Annotated in this window: 25 protein-coding genes; 10 read left to right on the forward strand and 15 right to left on the reverse strand. The window is 71.4% G+C overall.

Going from position 1 to position 24,899, the window contains the following annotated elements:
• Nucleotides 1-121 precede the first annotated feature (121 nt).
• The 3 genes from AC07AG_RS35585 to AC07AG_RS35595 all read right to left on the reverse strand — a co-directional run bounded on the left by AC07AG_RS35585 (nt 122) and on the right by AC07AG_RS35595 (nt 2,890).
• Entirely contained in the window at nt 122-805 is a 684-nt protein-coding gene (locus tag AC07AG_RS35585) for a response regulator (RefSeq protein ID WP_478760516.1), read from the reverse strand.
• Complete coding sequence (gene macS, locus AC07AG_RS35590) at nt 802-2,079, reverse strand: MacS family sensor histidine kinase (RefSeq protein WP_478760517.1); 1,278 nt, start codon at nt 2,077-2,079, stop codon at nt 802-804. The genes AC07AG_RS35585 and macS overlap by 4 nt, the downstream gene beginning before the upstream one ends.
• 64 nt (nt 2,080-2,143) lie before the next feature.
• Nucleotides 2,144-2,890, reverse strand: coding sequence for a lysophospholipid acyltransferase family protein (locus AC07AG_RS35595; RefSeq protein ID WP_249593080.1), 747 nt, complete (start codon nt 2,888-2,890; stop codon nt 2,144-2,146).
• Nucleotides 2,891-3,037: 147 nt separating this feature from the next.
• On the opposite strand from AC07AG_RS35595, the gene AC07AG_RS35600 reads away from it, so the two are divergent.
• Together AC07AG_RS35600 and AC07AG_RS35605 are read left to right on the forward strand one after the other, a co-directional pair.
• Complete coding sequence (locus AC07AG_RS35600; protein ID WP_478760519.1) at nt 3,038-3,817, forward strand: alpha/beta hydrolase; 780 nt, start codon at nt 3,038-3,040, stop codon at nt 3,815-3,817.
• Nucleotides 3,729-4,436, forward strand: a complete 708-nt coding sequence (locus AC07AG_RS35605; RefSeq protein WP_478760520.1) for a hypothetical protein — start codon at nt 3,729-3,731, stop codon at nt 4,434-4,436. Before AC07AG_RS35600 ends, AC07AG_RS35605 begins: the two co-directional genes overlap by 89 nt.
• A 4-nt stretch (nt 4,437-4,440) precedes the next feature.
• On the opposite strand, the gene AC07AG_RS35610 is transcribed toward AC07AG_RS35605, so the two are convergent.
• The 6 genes from AC07AG_RS35610 to AC07AG_RS35635 all read right to left on the reverse strand — a co-directional run bounded on the left by AC07AG_RS35610 (nt 4,441) and on the right by AC07AG_RS35635 (nt 9,378).
• Entirely contained in the window at nt 4,441-5,196 is a 756-nt protein-coding gene (locus AC07AG_RS35610; protein ID WP_478760522.1) for an endonuclease/exonuclease/phosphatase family protein, read from the reverse strand.
• An 89-nt stretch (nt 5,197-5,285) separates the two neighbouring features.
• Complete coding sequence (locus tag AC07AG_RS35615) at nt 5,286-6,227, reverse strand: ROK family glucokinase (RefSeq protein ID WP_249590389.1); 942 nt, start codon at nt 6,225-6,227, stop codon at nt 5,286-5,288.
• A gap of 54 nt (nt 6,228-6,281) precedes the next feature.
• A complete protein-coding gene (locus AC07AG_RS35620; protein ID WP_478760524.1) occupies nt 6,282-6,752 on the reverse strand; it encodes a DUF5304 domain-containing protein in 471 nt (156 codons plus the stop codon).
• Nucleotides 6,753-6,823: 71 nt separating this feature from the next.
• On the reverse strand, nt 6,824-7,960 hold the full coding sequence (locus tag AC07AG_RS35625) for an ArsA family ATPase (protein ID WP_478760525.1): 1,137 nt from the start codon (nt 7,958-7,960) through the stop codon (nt 6,824-6,826).
• A gap of 114 nt (nt 7,961-8,074) precedes the next feature.
• Nucleotides 8,075-8,518 carry an SRPBCC family protein gene (locus AC07AG_RS35630; protein WP_478760527.1) on the reverse strand — a complete coding sequence of 148 codons (444 nt, stop codon included), beginning with the start codon at nt 8,516-8,518 and terminating at the stop codon, nt 8,075-8,077.
• A gap of 89 nt (nt 8,519-8,607) precedes the next feature.
• The gene (locus tag AC07AG_RS35635; RefSeq protein WP_478760529.1) at nt 8,608-9,378 is read right to left on the reverse strand and encodes a metallophosphoesterase family protein; all 771 of its coding nucleotides are present in this window, start codon (nt 9,376-9,378) and stop codon (nt 8,608-8,610) included.
• Between the two features lie 319 nt (nt 9,379-9,697).
• Between AC07AG_RS35635 and AC07AG_RS35640 the strand changes: the two genes are divergently transcribed.
• Nucleotides 9,698-11,494, forward strand: coding sequence for an AMP-dependent synthetase/ligase (locus AC07AG_RS35640; protein ID WP_478760531.1), 1,797 nt, complete (start codon nt 9,698-9,700; stop codon nt 11,492-11,494).
• A 172-nt stretch (nt 11,495-11,666) separates the two neighbouring features.
• Here AC07AG_RS35640 and AC07AG_RS35645 read toward each other — a convergent pair whose 3' ends face one another.
• Entirely contained in the window at nt 11,667-12,809 is a 1,143-nt protein-coding gene (locus AC07AG_RS35645; RefSeq protein ID WP_478760533.1) for a glycosyltransferase family 4 protein, read from the reverse strand.
• Nucleotides 12,810-12,924: 115 nt separating this feature from the next.
• Here AC07AG_RS35645 and AC07AG_RS35650 point away from each other — a divergent pair, with 115 nt between their 5' ends.
• Nucleotides 12,925-14,193 carry a glycosyltransferase 87 family protein gene (locus tag AC07AG_RS35650; protein WP_478760535.1) on the forward strand — a complete coding sequence of 423 codons (1,269 nt, stop codon included), beginning with the start codon at nt 12,925-12,927 and terminating at the stop codon, nt 14,191-14,193.
• Here the strand turns inward: AC07AG_RS35650 and AC07AG_RS35655 are convergent.
• From AC07AG_RS35655 to AC07AG_RS35675, 5 genes are all read right to left on the reverse strand, one after another.
• Nucleotides 14,150-15,346, reverse strand: a complete 1,197-nt coding sequence (locus AC07AG_RS35655; protein ID WP_478760537.1) for a hypothetical protein — start codon at nt 15,344-15,346, stop codon at nt 14,150-14,152. The two genes, AC07AG_RS35650 and AC07AG_RS35655, sit on opposite strands and share 44 nt — an antisense overlap.
• Nucleotides 15,347-15,384: 38 nt before the next feature.
• The gene (locus AC07AG_RS35660; protein ID WP_478760538.1) at nt 15,385-16,422 is read right to left on the reverse strand and encodes a C40 family peptidase; all 1,038 of its coding nucleotides are present in this window, start codon (nt 16,420-16,422) and stop codon (nt 15,385-15,387) included.
• 272 nt (nt 16,423-16,694) lie between these two features.
• Entirely contained in the window at nt 16,695-17,726 is a 1,032-nt protein-coding gene (locus tag AC07AG_RS35665) for a C40 family peptidase (RefSeq protein ID WP_478760540.1), read from the reverse strand.
• A gap of 339 nt (nt 17,727-18,065) precedes the next feature.
• Complete coding sequence (locus AC07AG_RS35670) at nt 18,066-19,415, reverse strand: NYN domain-containing protein (protein WP_478760541.1); 1,350 nt, start codon at nt 19,413-19,415, stop codon at nt 18,066-18,068.
• Between the two features lie 34 nt (nt 19,416-19,449).
• Nucleotides 19,450-19,689 carry a hypothetical protein gene (locus AC07AG_RS35675; RefSeq protein ID WP_351159438.1) on the reverse strand — a complete coding sequence of 80 codons (240 nt, stop codon included), beginning with the start codon at nt 19,687-19,689 and terminating at the stop codon, nt 19,450-19,452.
• A 138-nt stretch (nt 19,690-19,827) separates the two neighbouring features.
• On the opposite strand from AC07AG_RS35675, the gene AC07AG_RS35680 reads away from it, so the two are divergent.
• The 6 genes from AC07AG_RS35680 (at nt 19,828) to AC07AG_RS35705 (ending at nt 24,887) form a co-directional block, all read left to right on the forward strand.
• On the forward strand, nt 19,828-20,559 hold the full coding sequence (locus AC07AG_RS35680; RefSeq protein ID WP_478760543.1) for a rhomboid family intramembrane serine protease: 732 nt from the start codon (nt 19,828-19,830) through the stop codon (nt 20,557-20,559).
• Nucleotides 20,556-20,837: an Lrp/AsnC family transcriptional regulator gene (locus AC07AG_RS35685; RefSeq protein WP_249590376.1), complete on the forward strand. Its 282-nt coding sequence runs from the start codon at nt 20,556-20,558 to the stop codon at nt 20,835-20,837. The genes AC07AG_RS35680 and AC07AG_RS35685 overlap by 4 nt, the downstream gene beginning before the upstream one ends.
• Nucleotides 20,838-20,946: 109 nt before the next feature.
• Nucleotides 20,947-21,291, forward strand: coding sequence for a small secreted hydrophilic protein (locus AC07AG_RS35690; RefSeq protein ID WP_249590375.1), 345 nt, complete (start codon nt 20,947-20,949; stop codon nt 21,289-21,291).
• 58 nt (nt 21,292-21,349) lie between these two features.
• Nucleotides 21,350-22,729: a sensor histidine kinase gene (locus AC07AG_RS35695; protein ID WP_478760656.1), complete on the forward strand. Its 1,380-nt coding sequence runs from the start codon at nt 21,350-21,352 to the stop codon at nt 22,727-22,729.
• Complete coding sequence (locus tag AC07AG_RS35700; RefSeq protein ID WP_478760545.1) at nt 22,726-23,391, forward strand: response regulator transcription factor; 666 nt, start codon at nt 22,726-22,728, stop codon at nt 23,389-23,391. Before AC07AG_RS35695 ends, AC07AG_RS35700 begins: the two co-directional genes overlap by 4 nt.
• A gap of 83 nt (nt 23,392-23,474) precedes the next feature.
• The gene (locus AC07AG_RS35705) at nt 23,475-24,887 is read left to right on the forward strand and encodes an SLC13 family permease (protein WP_478760546.1); all 1,413 of its coding nucleotides are present in this window, start codon (nt 23,475-23,477) and stop codon (nt 24,885-24,887) included.
• Nucleotides 24,888-24,899 lie beyond the last annotated feature (12 nt).

Consider the following 24,899-nt stretch of genomic DNA (forward strand, 5'->3'; position numbering starts at 1 on the left):
CACCTGAGTGACCTGATGCGAGTCACGCTAATGGTGATCCAGGTCACTCAGGGACGGTGCGGACGGTCAATTCCTGGCCGGTACTGGGGAGTTGATCATCCGAGTTCACTCTTATGAGGGTTCACGCGTCGTCGAGACCCCGCTCGATCGCGTACCGCACGAGCTCCACGCGGTTGTGCAGCTGGAGCTTGCCCAGGGTGTTCTGCACGTGGTTCTGCACCGTGCGGTGCGAGATGACAAGGCGCTCGGCGATCTGCTTGTAGCTCAGCCCCTTGGCGACGAGCCGGAGCACCTCGGTCTCGCGGTCGGTGAGCTGCGGGGCCTTCGGCTCGTCCGGCGCTCCGGGCGCCGGGTCGGACGCGAGGCGGCGGTACTCGCCGAGGACAAGGCCCGCGAGGCCCGGCGTGAAGACCGTGTCGCCGACGGCCGTGCGGCGCACCGCGTCGGTCAGCTCGGCCGTGGACGCCGACTTCAGGAGATAGCCGGTGGCGCCGGACTTGACCGCCTCCAGGACGTCGGCGTGCTCGCCGCTTGCCGAGAGGACGAGAACGCGCAGCGCCGGGTTGGCGCCGACGAGTTCCTTGCAGACCTGGACGCCCGGCTTCAGGGGCAGGTTCAGGTCGAGTACGAGGACGTCGGGCGCCGCGGCCTGTGCGCGCCGCACGGCCTGCTCGCCGTCGCCCGCCGTGGCGACCACGTCGAAGCCTGCCTCCGCGAGGTCCCGTGCGACCGCGTCCCGCCACATCGGGTGGTCGTCGACCACCATGACCCTGACGGTGCCGTCCTGCTGTTGCTGCTCGCTCATCGTTCCTTTCCTGCCTTCCCCCGTGTGCTGCGTACGTTCGGTGGGTCCGCCGGGGCCGCCATGTTCTCGGCGGCCCGCGGGACCCTCAGTTCCACTTCCGTGCCCTGGCCCGGCACGGAGATCAGCTCGGCCGTGCCCCCGATGTCCCGCAGGCGCCCCCGGATCGACAGGGCGACACCGAGCCGCCCCTCCCCCTCGGCCTCCGCGAGACGGCCCTCGGGAATGCCGGGGCCGTCGTCCCGCACCGTCACGATCACGGCGTCCGGCTCGTCCTCGACGAGGATCCAGGCACCGGCGTCCGGGCCCGCGTGCCGGTGGACGTTGTCCAGGGCGGCGCCCACCGCGGCGGCCAGTTCCCGCGCGGCCTTCGGCGCGAGGGCGACCGGAGCGCCGGGCTCCGAGACGGTCACCTTCGCGCCCGCGTACGGGAAGAGCAGCGACCGCAGGTCACAGGGCTCCGCGTCGGCGGCCTCGTCCTCCTCGGGCTCCTCCACCGCACGGACGACGGCCCCGAGTGAGGCGTCCTCCGACTCGTGCGACGTCCGGACCAGGCCGCCCGCCACCAGCGTGCGCAGCGCGACCTCCTGCTCCCCCGCCATCCTGCCGAGCTCCGCCGCCTCGCCGCCGAGCGCGCTGCCGCGCCGCTGCACCATCGCGAGGACCTGGAGCACGCTGTCGTGGATGTCGCGGGCGAGGCGCTCACGCTCGCGGGTCGCGGCCTCGATCTCCAGGGCGCGGGCCAGGGTGCGCTCGGATGCGCGGGCCACCTCGACGACATAACCGATGGCGATGGACGCGATGCAGACGAGCAGGACGTTGTGGAGCGTGTCCTGGGTGGGCCTGCCGCGCTGCGCGATGTTGGCGACGCCGACGAGCGCGGAGGCGAAGGCCGCCCACCGCCAGCCGCCCTTGATCGCGAACGCGAGGACCGCGCCCGCCGTCCATATCGACGGCAGCGTCGGGCCGTCGTGGACGATCCGCTGGTGCGAGTCGGCGACCGGCGTCAGCAGGATGCCGACCAGCGCGATGGTCAGGTCGATGACCAGGAACCGCTTGGTGCAGCTCGCCGCGTTCGCGACCTTCGGCAGCGTGCCGAGGGTCCAGCCCGCGAGCACCACGTAGTACGCGACGGCCACCCAGGGGCGGTCGAACTTCTCGTGCGCGGCCACGAAGAGGCCGATCGCGTACAGCATCGTCAGCACGCGGTAGCCGGTCAGGGCACGCCACAGCGGCTGCTCGACCGACATCCTCATGACGCGCACGCGCTTGGTCATGTCCCCCACCCCTTGGTCGCCGGCGGCGCCCCCTAGCGCCCAGCTCCCCTGTGCAGCGACGCGATTACGCGCCGGACCGTTCCTTCTCGGCCGCCGCGGCCGCTTTCTCCGCCTTCTTCTCCGCTTCCTTCTCGGCCTTCGCCGCCTCCGTGAGCTGGCGCTTCGCAGCGGTCGCGTACACGTCGACGTACTCCTGGCCGGAAAGCTTCATGATCTCGTACATGACCTCGTCGGTCACCGCCCGCAGGACGAACCGGTCGTGCTCCATGCCGTGGTACCGGCTGAAGTCGAGCGGCTTGCCGATCTTGATGCCGGGCCGCATCAGCTTCGGCACCACCTTGCCGGGCGGCTGGATCTTCTCGGTGTCGATCATCGCCACGGGGAGCACGGGCGCCCCGGTGGCGAGGGCCACGCGCGCGAGGCCGCCGGGCTTGCCACGGTAGAGCCTGCCGTCGGGCGAACGCGTGCCTTCCGGGTAGATGCCGAAGAGCTCACCGCGCTCAAGCACCTCGATGCCGCTCTTGATGGCCGCCTCGCCCGCGCCGCGTCCGCCGGAGCGGTCCACGGGCAGCTGGCCCACGCCCTTGAAGAAGGCCGCCGTGAGCTTGCCCTTCACGCCCGGAGACGTGAAGTACTCCGCCTTCGCGATGAAGGTGACCTTGCGGTCGAGGACCGCGGGCAGGAAGAAGGAGTCCGAGAAGGAGAGATGGTTGCTCGCCAGGATGGCCGGTCCCTCGGCGGGTACGTTCTCAAGGCCTTCCACCCAGGGCCTGAAGCCGAGCTTCAGGGGCCCTCCGATGGCGACCTTCATTGCGCCGTAGATCAAACCGTGTGCCTCCTGTTAAGTGTGGATCAGACCTTAACCCGCAGTAGCTCCAAAGGGCCCGACGACCCTGGTCGGTGTCAGTCCGGTCGCGTACGGTGAAGTACTCCTCCACATCTCACGAAGGAGACCGAAGTGCCGGTCCTCCCCGGAGCCGAGCCGTACCGCCACGAGGGCGGCGAGGTCGGCGTCCTCCTCTGTCACGGCTTCACCGGTTCCCCGCAGTCCCTGCGCCCCTGGGCCGAGTACCTCGCGGACCGCGGCCTGACCGTCTCGCTCCCGCTGCTGCCCGGGCACGGCACACGCTGGGAGGACCTCCAGGTCACCGGCTGGCAGGACTGGTACGCGGAGGTGGAGCGGGAGCTGCGCGCGCTCCTGGAGCGGTGCACGGAGGTCTTCGTCCTCGGCCTCTCCATGGGCGGCGCGCTCACGCTGCGTCTTGCCGCCCGGCACGGCGACGAGGTGCGGGGCATCGTCCTGGTCAACCCGGCGAACAAGGTGCACGGCCTGGCCGCGCACGCGCTGCCGCTCGCCCGGCACCTGGTGCCCTCGACGAAGGGCATCGCCAGCGACATCGCCCTTGAGGGCTCGGAAGAGATCGGTTACGACCGGGTGCCGCTCCACGCGGCGCACTCGATGCGCCGGTTCTTCCAGCGGCTCGACCGTGAACTGCCGCAGGTGACCCAGCCGTTGCTGCTCCTGCACAGCCCGCAGGACCATGTGGTGCCGCCCGCCGACTCGGCCAGGATCCTCAGCCGGGTGTCGTCCACGGACGTCACCGAGACCATCCTGGAACAGAGCTACCACGTCGCGACGTTGGACCACGATGCGGACCGGATCTTCGAGGAGAGCTACGCGTTCATCGGCCGGCTCGCCCCCAGTGTCGGTAAGGAAGGGACGGCCACCGGTGGCTGAGCAGGACCGAATCGAACCCGACGGCGACGAGAGCCGCGAGCCCGAGAAGAGGCAGGAGCCCGCAGAAGGCCAGGGACTGCCGCTCGACGAGGACGCGGCCTGGCAGGCGATCGTCGCGGGGTACGGCCAGGAACCGGCGGACCCGCCGGGCGCCAAGCCCTTCAAGTCCATCGAGGACCTGGCGCTGCTCGAACCGGAGACGAACGGCGCTCCGGATGCCGCGGCCAAGGACGCCACCGCCCCCGACGACCCGGACGACTCCGGGTCCAAGAAGACGCTCGGCGGCTCCGTCTCGTTCGCCCCCGGCGTGGGCGGCCCGCGTGACTACGAAACCCCCGAGGCCTCGGACGACGACCTGGGCGAGGACGACGAGGGCCACTTCGTCCCGCCGGAGCCGCCACCGCTGCCCGCCGCGGACGTCACGGCGAAGTTCGCCTGGCTCGCCGTGCTCGGCGGCCCGCTGCTGCTTCTGCTCGCGGTGCTGCTCGGCTGGGAGATGACGTGGTGGCTGACGGCGCTCAGCATCGGCGGCTTCCTCGGCGGCTTCGGCACGCTGGTGTCGCGGATGAAGGGCGACGACGAAGAGGACGACGACCCGGGCCGCGGCGCGGTGGTCTAGGGGGCTAGGGCCTCTCGGCTGCGGGGATCCTGAGGGCGGCGAGCACCGGCAGATGGTCGGTGGCCGCCCGCAGATCCGCCTCGCTCACCCCGTCGAGCTCCAACGGCACACCGCAGCCGATGACTTCGACCCCGGCCGTCGCGAAGATCGCGTCGATGCGCTGGTGCGGGTCCCACGGCGTCGAGGTGTTCTCGCCGCCCCAGGGCGCGGTCGCCCAGCAGTCCCGCAGCTCCGACGCGAGCCTGCGGAACGTACGCCCCTTGGGCCGGTCGTTGAGGTCACCGCCCGCGACGGCGTGCTCCACGCCCATCCCGGCGAGCCGGTCGAGCAGCATCCCGCCCTGTGCGTACCGCTCGTCGGTCTGCAGGCTCAGATGACAGCTCAGGACGCCGAGCCTGGCGCCGCCGAACCGCACGACAGCGGTCGCGAAGCCGCGCCGGTGCAGTCCTGGCGTCAGCGGAAGCAGCACGTCCTCGGTCCGCTCGACGGTGGCCCGCAGCGAGCAGAGCAGCGCGGGCCCCGAGGCGGTGGCACCTCCCGAGAGCATCACCAGATCGGCGGCGCGGGCGAGCCGCGCCAGCTTCTTGCGCCACCGGAAGAAGCGGGGCGCCTCCTGGACGAGTACGAGATCGGGCGCGCACGCGGCGATGACCCGGGCCAGCGCGTCGGTGTCGTCCCGCATGGACCGGATGTTGTAACTGAGCACCCGGATCACGGCTGAACCGTCGTCTTCGGTCCGGGAGTTGGGGAGCGTCACCATGGGGATCAAGATACGCGCTGAGCGGCACGGCAACGACGAGGCCCGCCGCCCCGAAAGGGACGGCGGGCCTCAGGCGCGATCAGCGGGAACTACCCCTGGCGCGCCAGGTCGGCGGCGCCCACGAGCCCCGCCTTGTTGCCCAGCTGCGCCGCGAGCACCTGCGCGTGCGGACGCCACTGCCCGCCGATGAGCCACCGCCGGAAGGACTTCCGGATCGGGTCGAGCACCAGCTCGCCCTCGTCGGAGAGCCCGCCGCCCACGATGAACGCGGAGGGGTCGAAGAGCGAGGCCAGGTCGGCCAGGCCCGCGCCGGCCCAGCGGGCCAGCTCGCGGTAGGAGTCGACGGCGACGGGGTCGCCCTGCCGGGCCGCCTCGCTGATGTGCTTGCCCTGGATGCCCTCGACCGTGCCGTCGCCGAGCCCGAGGAGGATCTCCGCGGCCTCCGGCGTCGCGTTGGCCCGCTGCTGGCCGTACCGCACCAGGGCGCGGCCCGACGCGTACTGCTCCCAGCAGCCCTGGCTGCCGCAGCCGCACAGCAGCCCGTCCGGGACGACCCGGATGTGCCCGAACTCGGCGGCCACGCCGAAGCGCCCGCGCCGCAGCTTGTTGCCGATGATGACGCCGCCGCCCAGGCCCGTGCCCAGCGTGATGACGATGACGTCCTCGTGGCCCTGGCCCGCGCCGAAGCGGTATTCGCCCCAGGCCGCGGCGTTCGCGTCGTTCTCGACGACGACCGGCAGTCCGACCCGCTGCTCGACCTTGTCCTTGAGCGGCTCGTGGCGCCAGTCGATGTTCGGTGCGAAGAGAACGGTGGCGCGCTTGTCGTCGACGTAACCGGCGGCGCCGATGCCGACGGCCTCCACGTCGTTCCCCTTGCCGGCCCCGGACACGGCGGCACAGATCGCGTCCACGATGCCTTCGGCGGTCGGCGGCGTGGGCACCTTGTGGGTGTCGAGAATGGTGCCCTCTTCGTCGACCACTCCGGCCGCGATCTTTGTGCCGCCGATATCGACGCCGATGGTGAGTCCCATGTGTCCCTCAGTTTCGGTCGAGCCCCGCTATGGGCAACCGTACCCGAGGGGTAGTCAGTCCAGGTCGATGTGTTCCGCGGGACCGGGGCCCTCGTCGCGGGGGTCGGGACCCTTCGCGGCGTCGCTTCCGCGGGTCCAGCGGCCCTCCTGGCCCTCGACCGCGGAGCGGTAGGCGGCGAGCAGTTCACTGCCCGCGGCGGCGAGGTGGTCGAAGACGTCGGGGTTGCGCTCGATGACCGGCTCGACGGCAGCCTTCGCCTGCTGGACGACCTGCTTCACGGTCTGCTCGACGGCGCCCTGAGCGACCGCGCCGAACAGCGGCCCCTGGAGTCCGGTCAGCTTCTCCGACACGGCGTCGACGAGCTTGCGCAGCTCCTCGCCCGCCGATCCGGGTGGCGGCCCGTACTGGGCACGGCGCCGGGCCTTCTCCTCCGCGAGGTCCTCGGCGCACGCCTTCTCCCACGCGTCGGCGTCGGTGTCGGCCGCTTCGGGTTCGGGCACTTCGCGCTCGGTGGCATCGCTCATGACGGACAGACTCCTGCGGAGGGCGGCTATGGATTCGTACTCTCGACGTTACCCGAACGGCGGTTGCCCGTTCACCGTGTCTGCGGCCACAGATCCGGGTCCGGCGAGAACCGGACGCGCAGCTCGCCGTCGCGCAGTCCGGCGCCCGCGACGGTGCAGCGGCGCAGGGCGGAGGGCAGGGTGACGATGCGCCGGAAGGGACCCGCGGTGACGACCAGTTCGTCGCCGCGCCTGATCAGGCCGAGCTCTTCGCGCACGGCTCCGGGGAGCGGGATGTGCCAGACCAGTACGCCGTCGTCGGCGAGGGCGTCGAGGACGGGCCACTTCACGGGCTCGGGCGCCGCGGCGGGGGCGGGCACCCCGAGGGCGGCCAGGTCGTCGGCGCCGCGCGGATCGCGCCCCAGGTGCGGGAGCGGGCCGAGGCGCTCGCCGTACGTGTCCTCCCACTCGGCCAGCGTCTTGCGCTGCTGGGCGACGAGCCCGGAGAGCCACGTGCCCGCGGTGTCGTCGGGCAGGACGCGGTTGGCGGTCAGGGCGTCGGTGCGCAGGCCCTGCAGGGCGAGGCCGGTGGCGGCGGCGCGCACGGCGTCGGCGCCCGCGGGGCCCGGCTCGGCGACCAGGCGGACGGTCGTGCCCGGGTCCTCGATCACGGCCTGCGCGGCGGCGAGTTCGATGTCCCAGCGGGCCGCGGTCTCGTACAGCCAGGCCGCGGGCATCGGGACGCCCGCGATACGGCCGAGCATCGGCCGCAGGGCGCGGGCGGCCTGCCGCTCGGCGGGAAGGAGCCTGCGGAGGTAGCGGCGCAGCTGCTCGGGGAGGGCGAGGACCGCGAGGGCGCGGGGCGCCGGTGGCAGGTCCACGACCACGGTGTCGTACGCGCCCTGCCCGGCGTCGCGCAGGGCGCGCAGCAGGGCCAGCTCGTCGCTGCCGGGCAGCGGGGTGAGCTCCTCGCCTTCGAGGCGTCCGGCGCCCAGCAGGTCGAGCGCGGATCCCGCACGCTGCTGCAGGGCCAGGAGGTCGTCACGGAACTCGTCGCCGGGGGCCAGTCCCTGGACGGTGAGGTTCGCGTGCTCCGCGCCCAGAGTGTCGACGCGGTCCGCCGAGATCAGCAGGGTCCGCTTCCCCTCGCGGGCGGCGGACAGCGCCGTGGCCGCGGCGACTGTGGTTCGGCCTGAGCCGCCGGGGCCGGTGAGCAAAAGGGTGCGCATAAGGGTGAACGGTACGTGAGCCGGCGGGGGCTCCCTTGACCGCGGGCCGGTGGCCCGTGCCGCCGCTTCGTGGGCGGATCTTCCCCGCCCACCCACCGGATCGCCCCCGCGGTGTCAGGCCTTCGGGCCCGACTCCACCCGCTTCTTCAGTCCCGCGAGCGCCCGGTCGATGATGACCTTCTCCGCCTTGCGCTTGATCATCCCGAGCATGGGGATCTTGACGTCGACGATCAGCTTGTACGTGACCTCCGTGCCGGTCCCCGACGGCTTGAGGAGGTACGACCCGTCGAGCGAGCGCAGCATCTGCGACTTGACGAGGGTCCAGCTGACCTCGTTGTCGCCGGTCCACGTGTAACCGAGCGTCTGGTCGTCCTTGATCGCGCCCGCGTCCATGACGAGGCGGACCTGCTTGGCGCGGCCCTGGTCGTCGGTGTCGAGGACCTCGGCCTCCTTCACCTCACCCGTCCAGTCCGGGTAGCGCGCGAAGTCGGCGATCACTGCCATCACCTCGGCCGGTGCCGCCTCGATCGTGATGCTCGAGCTGGTGTGTTCCGCCATCGCTGTGGCTCCTCCAGATGCGGTCCGGTACGGGGGTGGTGTCTACGTGTGTGACGCGTGAAGGCTACCGCGCACGAAGTGGCCGACCGTCACCACTCCAGGGCCCACGGCCTGCCCGAGCTCGCGAAGTGCCCCACGTTCACACACTCGGTCGCCCCGATCCTCATCCGCCGCGTCAGAGGCTGATGGACGTGGCCGAAAAGTGCGTACCTCGGGCGGGTCTTGTGAATGGCCGTGAGCAGCGCCCTGCTGCCCCGCTCGAAGCGGCGGGCGACGGTGTCGTACACAAGCTCGGGGACGTCCGGCGGGATGTGCGTGCAGAGCACGTCGACCTCGCCGACGGCCTCGATCTTGGCCGCGTACTCCTCGTCGCTGATCTCGTAGGGCGTCCGCATGGGCGTGCGCAGGCCGCCGCCGACGAAGCCGAAGACCCGGCCGCCGATCTCGGCCCGGCCGCCGTCGAGGACGGTGGTGCCGGGGCCCGCGTACTCGGACCAGAGGGCCGGTATGTCGACATTGCCGTACGTGGCGTACGTCGGTGTGGGGAAGGCGGCGAACATCTCGGCGTACTGCTTGCGCACCGCCTTCTCGATGGCCTGCCCGCGGTCCATCCCCGCCCACAGCCGGGCGCCGAAGTCCCTGGCCTCGTCGAACCGGCGGGCGGTGCGCAGTTCGACGAGGTGGTCGGCGTTCTCCTCGCCGAAGAGGTCGGGGAAGATTCCGCGCGAGTGGTCGGCGTAGTCGAGGAAGAGGACCAGGTCACCAAGACAGATGAGCGCGTCGGCTCCCTCGCCCGCGCGGGCGAGATCCTTTGTGTTGCCGTGCACGTCACTGACCACATTGACCCGGAAACCTGGCATGCCGATCACCCTAGAACGAGCGGGCAAACGTGGGTAGAGGCCCGGAGAGGGGGTGAGATGGGGGCGGACCTGCGGTTACTTCCGAGTCGGGAATGGCGTGGCGTACTGTGCGGTTCAGACCACAAACGTCGTGTGACGCACCGAACATCTGGCCCGGACCCCCTACCGAACAAGCCATACCCATGGGTAACGTCCGGGCAGTCCAGTAGTGCTCCAGCCTTCTTTCCCCCCATTTCCACGGAGCACCTGCCCGATCTTGGACCGCACCGTCGCATCGCACAACGTCGTGGCGCCGGCGCCCTATGTAGGAGCAGCAGTCTTGCGCGAGTTCAGCCTTCCGGCCCTGTACGAGGTCCCTGCGGACGGCAATCTGACCGACATCGTCCGCAGAAATGCCGCGCAGCATCCGGATGTCGCCGTCATCGGCCGCAAGGTGAACGGCACCTGGCAGGACGTCAACGCCAAGACATTCCTCGTCGAGGTGCGCGCCGCAGCGAAGGGGCTCATCGCCTCCGGAGTGCGCCCCGGCGACCGCGTCGCCCTGATGTCCCGCACCCGCTACGAGTGGACGCTCCTCGACTTCGCGATCTGGAGCGCGGGCGCGATCACCGTGCCGGTGTACGAGACGAGCTCGGCCGAGCAGATCCAGTGGATCCTCGGCGACTCCGGCGCCGTGGCGATCATCGTGGAGCTCGACGCGCACAGCGCCGCCGTCGACGCCGTGCGCGACCGGCTTCCCGACCTGGTCAACGTCTGGCAGATCGACCGCGGCGGCGTCGCCGAGCTGAACCGCGCGGGCGCCGACGTCTCCGAGGAGACCGTCGACGAGCGCGGCGCGGTCGCGGGCGCCGACGACCCGGCCACCATCGTCTACACCTCGGGCACCACGGGCCGCCCCAAGGGCTGTGTCCTCACGCACCGCAGCTTCTTCGCCGAGTGCGGGAACGTGGTGGAGCGCCTGAAGCCGCTGTTCCGTACCGGTGAGTGCTCCGTCCTTCTCTTCCTTCCCGTCGCGCACGTCTTCGGGCGCCTGGTCGAGGTCGCCGCGCTGATGGCGCCGATCAAGCTGGGCCACGCGCCGGACGTCAAGAACCTCACGGACGAGCTGGCGTCGTTCCGGCCGACCATGATCCTGGGCGTCCCGCGCGTCTTCGAGAAGGTCTACAACTCGGCGCGCGCCAAGGCGCAGGCCGACGGCAAGGGCAAGATCTTCGACAAGGCCGCGGACACGGCGATCGCGTACAGCCGCGCGCTCGACACCCCGAGCGGTCCCTCGCTCGGCCTGAAGATCAAGTACAAGACGTTCGACAAGCTGGTCTACAGCAAGCTGCGGGCCGTCCTCGGCGGTCGCGGCGAGTACGCGATCTCGGGCGGCGCGCCGCTCGGCGAGCGCCTCGGCCACTTCTTCCGCGGCATCGGCTTCACGGTCCTGGAGGGCTACGGCCTCACCGAGTCGTGCGCGGCCACCGCCTTCAACCCCTGGGACCGCCAGAAGATCGGCACGGTCGGCCAGCCGCTGCCCGGCTCGGTCGTCCGGATCGCCGACGACGGCGAGGTGCTGCTGCACGGCGAGCACCTGTTCACGGAGTACTGGAACAACGAGGGCGCGACCGAAGAGGCGCTGGCCGACGGCTGGTTCCACACGGGCGACATCGGCACGCTCGACGAGGACGGCTACCTCCGGATCACCGGCCGCAAGAAGGAGATCATCGTGACGGCGGGCGGCAAGAACGTCGCCCCCGCGGTGATCGAGGACCGTATCCGCGCGCACGCCCTTGTCGCGGAGTGCATGGTCGTGGGCGACGGCCGGCCCTTCGTGGGCGCGCTCGTCACGGTGGACGACGAGTTCGTGGGCCGCTGGGCCCTGGACCACGGGAAGCCCGCGGACTCCACGGCGGCTTCCCTGCGCAAGGACGCGGACTTCCTCGCGGAGATCCAGAGCGCGGTGGACGACGGCAACGCGGCGGTCTCCAAGGCGGAGTCGGTGCGCAAGTTCCGTGTCCTCGCTTCGCAGTTCACGGAGGAGTCGGGCCACCTGACGCCTTCGCTGAAGCTGAAGCGGAATGTTGTGGCCAAGGACTACGCGGACGAGATCGAGGCGATTTACCGCGGGTAGCGTTGGCGGGGCCGCCCACTCGCCGTGGGGGGCTCGTCTTGATGCGCGACTCACGGTCGCTTGTGGTTGCTCGCGCAGTTCCCCGCGCCCCTGAAGGGGCGCGGGGAACTGCGCGGCCAGCCCGTGACAGCGGTCAGTCGCGCACCAACCCCCAGCGGCACCCCGTCAGGCGCTACAGAAGCTCCTTAAGACGCTCGGCCAAGAGATCCCAGCGCCACCGCTCCTCCACCCACTCCCGGCCCCGCTCCCCCATCCGCGCCCGCAGCTCCGGGTCCTGGAGCAGGGTGACGATCCGGTCGGCCGCGTCCTCCGGGGAGCCGCCCCGGACGACCCACCCCGTCTCACCGTCTAGCACCGCGTCCGGCGCCCCGCCGGAGTCACCGGCCACGACCGGGAGGCCGGTCGCCGAAGCCTCCAGGTAGACGATCCCGAGGCCCTCCACGTCGAGGCCGCCCCGCCGGGTCCTGCACGGCATGGCGAAGACGTCGCCCGCGCCGTAGTGCGCCGGGAGTTCCTCCCACGGCACCGCCCCGGTGAAGCGAACCGAGTCCGAGACCCGGGTCTCGGCAGCCAGCTTCCGCAGCTCCTTCTCGTAGGGGCCGCCCCCGACGATCAGGAGCACCGCTTCAGGCTCCGCCGCCAGAATCCTCGGCATGGCCAGGATCAGCGTGTCCTGCCCCTTGCGCGGCACGAGCCGCGAGACGCAGACCACGACCGGCCGGTCCGTCAGACCGAGGCGGGCCCGCACCGCGTCCCCGCCCGAGCCGGGGTGGAAGGTCTTCTCGTCGACGCCGGGCGGAAGTTGGACCATCCGTCCGGCCGCCGCGGGGCTCAGCGCCGCGGCGATGCGCGAGCGCGTGTACTCACCCAGATAGGTGATCGTGTCCGTCGAGTCGCCGATGCGGCGGAGCAGTTGGCGTGACGCGGGCAGCTGGGCCCAGCCCGCCTCGTGCCCGTGCGTCGTGGCGACAAGACGCCTCGCGCCCGCCTTCCGCAGCGCCGGGCTCATCAGGCCGAGCGGCGCCGCCGCCCCGAACCACACCGACTCACAGCCGTGTTCCCGCAGGAGCGCGACCGCGCGCCGCGTGACGCGCGGGGTCGGGAGCAGCATCGTCGTGGGGTCGCGTACGACCTTGAAGGGCTGCTCGGCGTCGAAGGCGGCCGTCGCATCGGCGCCCTCGCGCCCCCGCTTCCACGTGGAGGCGTAGACGACGAGCTGTTCGGGGTCCAGGCGCAGCGCCATGTTGTGCAGGAACGCCTGGATGCCACCGGGCCTGGGCGGGAAGTCGTTCGTGACGATCAGGGTCTTGTGCATCGTCGCCGACAGTACCCAAAGCCCGCGAAGGCGTGGAACGGCCTCGCCCCCTTGACCGGCCCCGCCTCTTGGCCCATGCACAGCCATGCCCGGCATCATGACTCACCGAACCACAATGAAGTATCCGAAAAGGGGCGTGGTGCGCGTGGTGCGGATCCTGACCGTCTGGGCCTTGACCAGGACCGTGCTCCTGCTCTGCGTCCTCAAGGTGCTCACCGCGCCGGGCCCCGACGTGACCAGCGACGTCTCCGTCATCTACCAGGGCTGGTACGAGGTCCTGCGCACCGGCACCTTCCCGCTCGACGACGTCACCTGGCAGTATCCGCCGGCCGCCGCCCTCGCGATCCTCTCCCCCGCCCTGCTGCCCTTCCTCGGCTACGCATCGGCCTTCTTCGTGCTCGCCTTCCTCGCCGACGCGCTCGTCTGCGGGCTGCTCCTGTACACGGGCCGGCGGCCCGGCAAGTCCCCGCGGGGGGCCTGGGTGTGGGTCGTGGGCGTGGCGCTGCTCGGGCCGACCGTGTACGCCCGCTACGACGTGATGGTCACGGCCGTCGCGGTCGCCTCGCTGCTCGCCGGGGCCCGGCATCCCCGCACGATGGGGGCGCTCGCGGGGTTCGGCGCGCTGCTCAAGGTGTGGCCCGCGCTGCTGCTCATCGGCATGCCACGCGCGCGTGCCACCCGGAGTTCCTGGGGCGCGGCGGCCGCCACCGCCGTCGGTCTGACCCTCGCCTTCCTGGTGACGATGCCCGGCGCGCTGGCCTTCCTGACCTTCCAGCGCGACCGCGGCACCGAGGTCGAGTCGCTCGGCGCGCTCGTCTTCCACGTCGCACGCCACCTCGGCTGGCGGGGCGAGGTGCAGCTCAACTACGGCTCGGTGGAGTTCCTCGGCCCGTACGTCCCGCTGGTCAGCACGGTGGCCCAGGGGCTCTCCGTGGCGGCCCTGTGCTGGCTGCTCGTGTGGCGGCTCCGCGCGCGTGCCTGGTCGGCGAGCACGGTCGCGGACGCGGCCTTCGTCGCCGTCCTGCTGTTCACCGCGACGAGCCGCGTGATCAGCCCGCAGTACCTCCTGTGGCTGGTCGGGGTCGCCGCCGTGTGCATGGCGTTCCGTGGGAGCCGCATGGTGCTGCCCGCGCGCCTGGTGCTCGCGGCCACGTTCGTCACGTTCCTGGAGTTCCCCGTCTGGTTCTCGCACGTGGTGGCGAGCGATCCGCTGGGCATCGCCCTGCTCTTCGTACGCAATGGTCTGCTCGTCGCCGCGGCCCTGATCGCCTGCCGGAACCTGTGGCGCCGGACGGTGTCCGAACCCCGGGGCCGTGAGCGCGCGTCGGCGCCCGCGGGCGTCAGCCGAGCTCCGAGCGCAGATACGTACGCCAGCGCGCCGTGAACTCCTCCGGGGTGGTGTCCAGGACGTCCCTGAGCGCGTCCTCCACCGCACCCGGCCGCTTCTTGTGCGCGCCGACCGCTTCGTAGAAGCCCGTCAGCTTCGCCTCGCCCCACTGGTCGGCGATCATCCGGCAGGCCAGCCACGACCCTTCGTACGCCTGGGCCAGCTTCCCCGCGTCCCCGCTGAAGCCGAACGCGTCGTCCTCGGGGAGCGCGCCGGGCGGCTGCTCCCGCTGGACGGCGCGGCGCAGTTCGGGGGCGGCCTGTGCGGCGGTGCGGCCGGTGCCGCGGTAGCCCACCCAGTCGGCGAACCCTTCGGAGAGCCACAGCGGGGTGGCCTGCGAGGTGTGCGCGCGGGTGGCGACATGGGTCGTCTCGTGCGTGAGGACGACCTGCTTGCCGAAGTCGCCGAGCACTCCGTACGCCTCGGGGTTGACGATGATCCGGTCGGCGGGCGCGGCTCCGGAGCCGCCCGCCTCGCCCGTGGTCACCGCCGCGATCCCCTGGTACCCGGAAGCGGGCGACCCCAGCAGCCCCGCCATGCCGTCCAGGGACCTGGGCACCAGGACGACGACCCGCTGCGGCCACTTCCCCGGCCAGGCGGCCCGCACCAGGGGAACCGCGCGGTCGGCGAGGTCCGCGTACCCGCGCAGCGTCGTCTCGTCCCGCTCGCTGCGCCCGATGCCGAGGACAAGGCTGTGAGTGCCCCGTACGGACGTGACGGGCCCCTGGTCCCAGAGTTGCTGCGTGGCCTTCTTGGCGGGGCGCTCAGCGGCGACGTACCACCCTCCGTCGCGCTCCTGGAGCGTGAGCACGCGCGAGGTGACGAGCGGCTCGCTGTCGTAGCCCTTGATGCGGTACCGCAGGTCCGCGGTGGCCTTGGCCCGCCCGCCGCTGCGCTCGAAGCCCGTCAGGCGGTACTGCCAGGAAGCGAGCGGCATGTCGCGGAGGTTGTCCCAGTCCTCGTCGGCCCCGGCACCGTGCCCCGTCGCGCGGTACGCCTTCGCGTCCCGGGCGAGCACCGCCTCCGCGCGCCGGTCGAGCACCCTGCGCACGTCCGAGGGCGCGGCATCGGGCGCGGAAGGGCCGCCGCACCCGACGAGCAGGGCGACACAGATTCCAAGGACCCACGACCCACGCCCGCGACCAGCCACGTTTCAGATCGTACGGGCAGCGGGCCGCGGGCGGACGGTCAGATCCGCGTCACCGACGAGACCGGCATCATGCCGACCGGGTCGTAGCGCACGGGCGCTCCGGGGTAGGGCGCGTGCACGACCTGGCCGTTGCCCATGTACATCCCGATGTGGCTGGCGTCGTCGCGGTAGGCCACGAGGTCACCGGGCTGCGCCTGGGACATGGGCACCTGGCGCCCGGCGTACCGCTGGGCCTGCGAGGTGCGCGGCAGGCCGACGCCCGCCTGTGCGTACGACCACTGCGTCAGGCCCGAACAGTCGAACCCGGAAGGACCGTTGGCGCCCCACACGTAGGGCTTGCCGACCGCCGAGCGTGCCGCGGCGATGGCGGCGGCTGCGCGCGAGGAGGACGGCGCGGCGCCCCCGAGGTCCGGCATGTCGTCGCGTCCCGAGCGCGACGTCCTGTCGTACTTCTCCCGGTCCTGCGAGGACAGCGAGTTGAGCAGCTTGCGCGCTTTGCCGAGCTTGTGCTCGACGCTCCGCTTGTGGCGGGCCACCGCGGTGCGGCTCTTCTCCAGCTCGGAGAGCTTGTGCCCGGCCTCCGTGCGCTCCTGGGCGAGGCTGCGCTGGGCCTTCTGCAGATCGGTGAGTTCACCGGCCTGCCGGGCGCTGATGCGGTCGAGGGCCGCCGCCTTGTCCAGATAGGCGTCCGGGTCGGAGGAGAGCACCAGGGCGAGGGAGGGGTCGATGCCGCCCGAGCGGTACTGCGCCCCGGCGAGCGAACCGAGCGCGCCGCGCATGGTGTTGATGCGCTCCTGGCCGCGGGCGACGCTGTCCTTGGCCCGCTCGACCTGCTTGCGCAGCGTGTCCGCGCGCTCGTCGGCCTTGTTGTACGCCTCGGTGGCCTTCTCGGCCTGCTCGAAGAGGCGGTCCACCTTGGCCTTGGTGGCGGCCGGGGTGTCCTGCGGTGCGGCGCCCGCCGGTGTGGCGGCTAGTGCGGCCGCGGCGGTTGCCGCGGCGGCTGACAGTACGTAAACAGTGGCGCCGCGCGTGCTCCGGTCCAGACCGGACAGCGCGGGACGACGATGGGACCCCACGGGAAGCCGCTCTCCCTCCGCTGACGGACCCCCGGACGAAGGACGAACCGGGGGAAAGTCCCCCCGATCCGTCGGGGGAATGCGCGCGACAGTAGCCGTGGGACCACGTCACGGCCAAAGACCCGGCCGTGCACACAACGTGACGCCCCGCCGGAGACGCAGGTCACCGACGGGGCGCGGGGTCAGCGGGAGTTGCCGTAATTCGCCCGTTTGGGCGGCACTCCGGTCGTTTCAGATGCGGACGGCCGAGGGTGAACCCCGGCCGACGAGCGTCAGATGCGGACGCCGAACTGGAAGGAGCCGATGGTGGACATCGACTCGTAGCGCACCACGGCACCCGGCTTCGGGGCGTGGAGCACCTGGCCGTTGCCGGCGTAGAAGCCGACGTGCGCGAGGCTGTTGAAGAACACCAGGTCGCCGGGCTTCAGCTCGCCGCGGCCGATCTTCGTGCCGTCGTTCTGCTGGGTGTACGTGGTCCGGGTGATCTGCACACCGGCCTGGTTGTACGCCCACTGCGTGAGGCCGGAGCAGTCGTAGGAGTTGGGGCCGCTGCCGCCGGAGACGTAGGGCTTGCCGATCTGCGTCGCGGCGGCGCTCAGGGCGGCCTGGCCGCGCTGCGAGGCCGGCACCTCCTTGCCGAGGTCCACACGGTCGCCGGCGTCGCGGCTCGCGCGGGTCTCCTTGGCGGCGAGGGCCGCCTTCTCCTTGGCGGTGAGGGTGTTGAGCAGCTGCTGGGCCTCGCCGAGCTTGCTCTGGACTTCCTTCTTCTTCTTGCCCAGTTCCTTGCGCGTGTCGGCGAGGTCCTTGAGCTTGTCGGAAGCCTCCTTGCGCTCCTGCGCGAGGGTCCGCTGCTTCTCCTGGACCTTCTTGAGCGCCTCGACCTGCTGACCGCTCAGCTGGTCCATGGTCGACGCCTTGTCGAGGTAGTCGTCCGGGTCGGCCGAGAGGAAGAGCTGGACGGAGGGGTCGAGGCCGCCGGAGCGGTACTGCGCGCTGGCCATCGAACCGAGGCCGCCGCGCAGGTCGTTGAGGTCCTCCTGGCCGCGGGCGACCTTGTCCTGAAGCTCGCCGATCTCCTTCTCGAGCTTCTCCTGCTTCTCCTTGGCGCCGTTGTACCGGTCGGTGGCCCGGCCCGCGTCCTCGTAGAGCTTGTCGACCTTGGACTTGACCTCGTCCTTGCTCGGCTTCTCACTCGGCGTCGCGTTGGCCGCCTGGGAGGTGAGTGCGACGGCAGCGGCGGCGGTCGCGGTGAGCACGGTCACCCGCGCGCGGCTCGGCTGCTTGGGTCGGCGGTGGGACGCCACGAAGGCGGCTCCTTCTCCTCCAGCCGCCTGCCGAGATCCGGCGGGCGGGTACCACCGCTGCCACCCCGGATGGGTGATCAACCGAGCGGAGGTTCGAGGCGAGACCCTAGTGACCTTCTTGTGATCAGTTCAAATCCTGACCGACAAAAAGTGGGGTGCGGGGCGCATATTTTACCGATAACGCACAGGCAGTGATGATCAATTGACGCTACGTCGCGTAGTCGACGCCCCAATTCGGGCATAGGGAACAGGAGTTACTTGCGCACCCTTTGCCACCCGAAAGCGGCGCACGCAGGTCCGCGAATGCGACGTACGTCAGCCACGCGAAAGCGGCATGAATCAGCCGCGCGAAAGACGCTTCAGGAGGACGGCCGAAGCGACCGGACGCGCCCCCGCCTTCGCGATCCCGTCGGCCACTTCGCGGTCGGTCGACACGACGACCACCGGGCGCCCGGGAGGCTCGGCGCGCACCAATTGGCGGATCAGTTCGTCCGCGGTGACGCCGGCCTTCGAGAAGAGCACCCGCACCCCGCGCGGCGGCGCGAGCAGCACGGGCGCGGCGAGTTCGGCCCCGTCGAAGACGCACGTCATCTCGGCGCCGGTCTGCGCGGCGAGCTGGGAGAGCGAGCCGAGCAGCCGCAGCCGCTGCTTCTCCAGGGGCATCGTCGGGTAGCCGGTCTTGGTGACGTTGTAGCCGTCCACGACCATGTGCGCCTGCGGCAGCGCGAGCAGCTGGTCGATGATCGCCGGGTCGTTCTCGGAGAGCGCGCGGGCCGCGATGTCCTTCGGGGTCATGCGCCCCGGCTCGACGGCGTCCACGGTCTCGGCGGGCCGCACGGAGACGGGCGGCAGGGCCAGTTCACGGCGCAGCCCCTGGGCGGACTCAAGGACCGTGTCGAGCAGCAGCCGCACCCGCATGTCCTCGACGCTGCGGCCCTCGCGCGCCGCCCTGCGGCTGGCCTCCAGGGCGGCCTCGGTCTCACTGAGCCGCGCCTTGAGACGCCGGGACTCGCTCTCGGCGGCGGACAACTGCGCCTGGCCCTCGGCCCGCGCGGCATCGGACTCGGCGGCGGCCTTGCGCAGGGCCGCCTCGCCGCGCTTGACGTCGCTGAGGGCGCTGCGCAGCTTGCGATGCATCGATTCGGCTTCCTTCTTCGCCGACTCCAGCTCCGTGCGCAGCCGTTCCGTCTCGGCCTTCGTGTGGCCGCGGGCCGCCGAGAGCTCCTCGCGCAGCCGTTCGAGCTCCGCCCGCGTCTCGTCGTCGACGCGCTCGGCGTCCGCCCGCAGGGCCTCCTCGCCCGCGGCGGTCACCAGCTTCACCCAGCCGGTGGGGCGCAGCACATAGGCCGCGGCCGCCACATCGAGGGGGTCCGCGGCCGGGGGTGGTGAACCCGCGTCCAGGGCGCCGGTGAGCTCGGGCTGCGCCTCTCTGAGACGTTCGCCGATGCGCTGCCGGAAGAGCGGGTCGCCCTCCAGGGCAGCGGCCATGGCGTTGCCCGCGAACTTCGTGCGCCGGGTCGGCGTGAAGCGGGCGTACTGCCGCAGCTGTGCGGGCAGTTCGCTGACCGTGAGGCCGCCGAAGCCGTCCGAGACGATCTGGACGACCCGCCGGCGCACTCCGTCGGGCAGCGGACGGTCGAGCACCTCAGCGGCGCCGTCGTCCGGCTCCCCGCTTGCGCTCTCCACCATCCGTCACCCCACTACCTGTGCGGGGCCCGCTCCCTCAGGAGCCGGCGCCCGGCCTGTCCACGAGTTCCACCTGGTCCACCGCGTTGCACCAACGGCAGCGCACCGACTCGATGGTCTCACTGACCACCTCGCGTTCCTCGACGTTCGACTCACCGGCCAGGTCGAGGTGCACATATTCGACGACCTTCGACGAGCGGGTCACGTCGAAACGCGTGAGGTTGCCGCAGAGCGCGCAGCGCCACCGGGTGGTGTCGGTCGGCAGGGGAACCGTCATCGTGGCTGTTCGCTTTCCTTCGGAATTCCATGGTGCGTGGTGTCCGTAACCCTAAGGCCTGTAAGGGGCTCCATGCGGCGGCCTCCCACGCGGCGGGGCGGTCTGTACGGTTTGCTGCGCTTACGTCATGCTCTGTTCATGATCAAGGCATGGGGTACGACGGCGGGCCGAATGCTCAGGGGTCAGTCGGCCCCGGTGACGTACGGCTTGATCGCCGCCTGCTCTCTGGTCTTCCTGATCTCCCCGGTGTCCGGGTTCAATCCGGTGTACGGCACGGGCGACGAGCTGCTCGCCGCCCAGCAGGCCTACTTCGCGCGCTGGGGCGTGGTCCCCTCCGAACTGTTCAGCGGGGCGCTGCGCCCCCTGCTCGCCCCGGCCACCGCTCTCTTCGTGCACGGCAGCTGGCTGCACCTCCTGGGCAACATGCTCTTCCTCTACGTCTTCGGGGCGATGGCCGAGGAACGGATGGGGCACCTCCAGTTCGCGCTCTTCTACCTCGGCTGCGGCTATCTCGCCCTGTTCGCCTACGCGGTCGCGCACGCGGGCTCCGACCAGACCCTGGTGGGCGCGTCGGGGGCGATCTCCGCGGTGCTCGGCGCCTTTCTGCGCCTCTTCCCCAAGGCGCGGGTCACCAGTCTCTTCCCGTTCCTCTTCTTCCTGCCGCTGCGCTTCCCGGCGTGGGTGGTGCTGCCGTTCTGGGTGGCGCTGCAGTGGCTGGCCGCGCTGCAGGGGGGCCAGGGGCCCGGTGTCGCGTATCTGGCCCACATCGTGGGGTTCTCGCTGGGCTTTCTCTACGCATGGGTGCGGTATGGCAGGACGGCTAGAGTGAAGACGCCAGCACCGGCCACAGAGGGAGACAGTCAGCCGTGATCACCGCGATCGTGCTCATCAAGACCAGCGTGGACCGGATCCCGGAGATCGCCGAGTCGATCGCCGCCCTCGACTGTGTCAGCGAGGTCTTCTCCGTGACCGGTACGTACGACCTGATCGCCATGGTGCGCGTCGGACGCCACGACGACCTGGCCGACGTCATCCCCGGCAAGATCAGCAAGATCCCGGGCGTGGAGGCGACGGACACGCACGTCGCGTTCCGCACGTACTCGCAGCACGACCTGGAAGCGGCGTTCGCGATCGGCCTCGACTCCTAGGCGTCCGCGATCGGCCTCGACTGCTAGGCGTCCGCGCCCGGCGCCGGATGAGGGTTTCTTCATCTGCGGCTCATGCTGCTCACGCCCTGCGCCCCGCACGCTCGCACGCATGGTCTTCTCCCACCGCATGGCCGCCCTGGCCGCCGTCGTGGCGATCCCGCTCGGCATCGCCGCGACCAGCTACGCCCTGACCGACAGCCCCGAGCCTCCCAAGGCCCCGCCCAAGGTGGAGCTGGAGAGCGGCTCGCCGTCCTCGTCGTCATCACCGTCATCACCGTCATCGCCCTCCTCACCGTCGTCGAAGCCCACCACCCCCAGGCCGACGCCGAGCGACGAGACGGTGTCCCCACCGCCGGTGAGCGAGAATTCCTCGGGCGATGACAACGACGACGACGGCAACGAAGGCAGCGGACAGGGCGACAACGACGACGACGGCCCCGGTGACGACGGCTGAGCGCCCGCACCGCTGGATATCCGCCCGTGTCCGCATCCTGCTCTGGCTGCTCGTCGTGATGACCGTCGCGCTCACCGCCGTCGCGGCCACCACGCGCTCCGTCCTGCTGCGCGACGTCGACCACCGCATCGACCGGCTGCTCGCCCAGGAGACCGCGGAGTTCACCAACCTCGCCCGCGAAGGGGTCGATCCGCACACGGGTGAGAAGTTCACCGCGCCCGACCCCCTCCTGCGGCTCTTCCTGTCCCGGCAGTACGCCGACCCCGACGAGGAACTCCTCGGCCTGGTAGGCCGCCCCGGCAAGGCGCCCGCGAAGAAGGAGCAGTCACGCGAGACACGGATCGGCCATCCGCTCGCCGAGGACACCGCCGCCCTGCGCACGGTCTTCGAGTCCCCGGACGCGACCGGCACGCTGCACCGCGACCGGGGCGAGGTCCGCTGGGCGAAGGTGGAGATCGCGGCGAGCGCGGGACATCCGGCGGCGGCGTTCGTCGTGGCCTTCCATCCGGCGGGCGAACAGGCCAAGGCGGGCGACGTGTTCACGATGCTGCTCGCCATCTCCGGGGTCGCGCTCCTGATGACGACGGGCATCGGCTGGGCCGTCGCCGGGCGCATCCTCAAGCCCGTACGCCTGGTGCGCACGACCGCGGCCCAGCTCACCGAACAGGATCTGACCCAGCGCATCCCCGTCCAGGGGCGGGACGACATCGCGGCGCTCGCCGAGACGTTCAACGGCATGCTCGACCGCCTGGAGCGCGCGTTCGCCGCGCAGCGCGAGTTCGTCGACGACGCCGGGCACGAGCTGCGCACGCCCATCACCATCGTGCGCGGCCATCTGGAGCTGATGGGCGACGATCCGGGAGAGCGCGAGGAGACGGTCCGGATCGTGATGGAGGAGCTCGACCGGATGAGCCGCATCGTCGAGGACCTCCTCCTCCTCGCCAAGGCCGAGCGCCCCGACTTCGTCACCCCGGAGCCGGTCCAGCTCGCCGAGCTGACCGCGGACGTCTTCGTCAAGGCGCGGGCGCTCGGCGACCGCGACTGGAAGCTGGCCGAAGTGGCCGACGGCGAGAGCGCCCTGGACCCTCAGCGCATCACCCAGGCGATGGTGCAGCTCGCCCAGAACGCCGTCCAGCACACGGTCCCCGGCCAGCGCATCGGCATCGGCTCGCGCAGCGCGGCGGGCCGGATCGAGCTGTACGTCGCCGACAGCGGGCCCGGCGTCCAGGCGCAGGACGCCGCGGTGATCTTCGAGCGGTTCCGGCGCGGCACCGCACGCCGCGGCGCCCGCGCCACCGGCGCCGGACTCGGCCTCGCCATCGTGCGGGCGATCGCCGAAGGGCACGGCGGCCGGGTCGAACTGCGGCCCACGGCGTCAGGCTCCGGCGGCGCCACCTTCGTACTCGTACTGCGGGAACAGGAGCCAGGACAGCCATGAACAACCGGATTCTCATCGTCGAGGACGAGGAGCGCATCGCCTCCTTCGTCGAGAAGGGCCTGCGCTCCAACGGCTTCACCACCAGCGTCGTCGGCGACGGCGAAGCGGCCTACGACTACGCCCTGACCGGCGGCTTCGATCTGGTCGTCCTGGACATCGGGCTTCCGGGCAAGGACGGCTTCACGGTCCTGCGCCAGCTGCGCGAGGCCCGCGTGTCCACGCCGGTCATCGTCCTCACGGCACGCGACTCGGTCCGGGACACGGTGGCGGGCCTTGAAGGCGGCGCCGACGACTGGATGACCAAGCCGTTCCGCTTCGAGGAGCTGCTCGCGCGGGTGCGCCTGCGGCTGCGTACGGCAGCGCGGGCGCCGGAGGTGACGGTGCTGCGCAGCGGGGAGCTCACGCTGGATCTGCGCACGCGCAGGGCGCGTGCGGGCGGGCGGACGGTGGATCTGACGGCACGTGAGTTCGTGCTGCTCGAACTCTTCCTGCGCCATCCGGGCCAGGTGCTCTCGCGGGAGCAGATCCTGTCGCACGTGTGGGGCTATGACTTCGACCCCGGGTCCAACATCGTGGACGTGTACGTACGGGCGCTGCGCAAGAAGCTGGGCGCCGAGCGGGTGGACACGGTGCGCGGCATGGGGTATCGACTGCCGGCGTGACCTCTGGGACCTGGCCCGCGCGGGTGAACTTTCCTTCATCCGCGGCTCATTGAGGGCTCACGGCAGGCCCCGAGGCTCGTCGTGTGACCCTGAATCCCCGCCAAGCCATCACCCTGTGCGTCGCGCTCAGCCTGTGCGCGCTGCTGGTGGTGCCCGGCAACTTCCCCGGCCTGAGCGGCGACGCACGGCTCACCCTCGCCGTGTTCGCGCTCGCGACCTGTGCGTGGATCGGTACGCCGATCGACGACACGTACATCGCGCTCGGCGCCGGCCTCGCGCTCACCGCGACCGGGGTGATCAGCAGCGACACGCTCTTCGGCACCCTCGGTGACGAGACCGTCTGGCTGCTGATCTGCGCCTTCGTGCTCGCGGCCGCCGTGGCCCGCAGCGGACTCGCGGGCCGGGCCGCGGCCTTCCTCGTCAGCGGGGCGCGCAGCGTACGGCAGTTGACGCACCTGACGACGGCCGCCCTGGTCGTCACGGCCTTCGCGGTGCCCGCCACGTCGGGCCGCGCCGCGCTCGCCCTGCCCGTCTTCCTCGCCCTCGCCAAGGTCCTCGCCGACCGCAGGCGCCTGGTGGTGATGCTCGCCCTGCTGTTTCCGACCGTCATCCTGCTCTCCGCGGTCGCGACCCTGATCGGCGCGGGCGCGCACCTGATCACGGTGTCCGTGCTGTGGGAGGCCACCGGGGAGCGCATCGGCTTCACGCAGTGGATGCTGCTCGGGCTGCCGCTCGCCATCGCCTCGTCCCATCTGGCGGCGGAGGCGGTCCTGTTGACGACGACACGGCGGGCCGACCGCAAGGGCCCGGTCCACATCACCGTCGAGCAGCTCCAGGAGCACAGCGAGCAGCCGGTGACCGGAGCCTGGGAGCCCGCCGAGACCCGCTGCGCCCTCCTGCTCGCCACGGTCGTCGCCCTCTGGTGCAGCGAACCGCTCCACCAAGTGCCGCCCGCCGTCGTCGCGTTGATCGGCGCGGTCGTCGCCTCGTCCCCCGCCCTTGGCACCGTACGCCTGAAGGACGCGCTGAAGACGGTGCCGTGGTCGCTGCTGCTCTTCATGGCCGCGACCATGGCGATGGGTGTCGCGCTCGCCGAGTCGGGGGCGGCGAAGTGGCTGGTGGGCGGGGTTCCGCTGGATGTGCCGCCCTGGCTCTTCCTGACCGTCGTCGTGGCGGTCAGCACGGCCGCGCACCTGCTCCTGCAGTCCCGCTCGGCCCGCTCGTCCGTCCTGGTCCCGCTGGTGGTCGCGGCGGCCGTCGGCGCGGGCGTCAATCCGGTCGCCGCCGCCCTGGCCTCCACCGCGGCCGCCGGCTTCTGCCACACCCTGCCCGCGTCCGCGAAGCCCGTCACGCTCTTCGCCGACATCCCCGGCACCCCCACCTACGCCCCGCGCGACCTGCTGCGCCTCTCCGCGGTCCTTGCTCCGCTGACCGCCGCGCTCGTCCTGCTCTTCGCCGTCGCGCTCTGGCCGCTGCTCGGCGTGCCCATCCGTTGACCCCACCCTTGA

Source organism: Streptomyces sp. NPDC044044 (assembly GCF_056434405.1).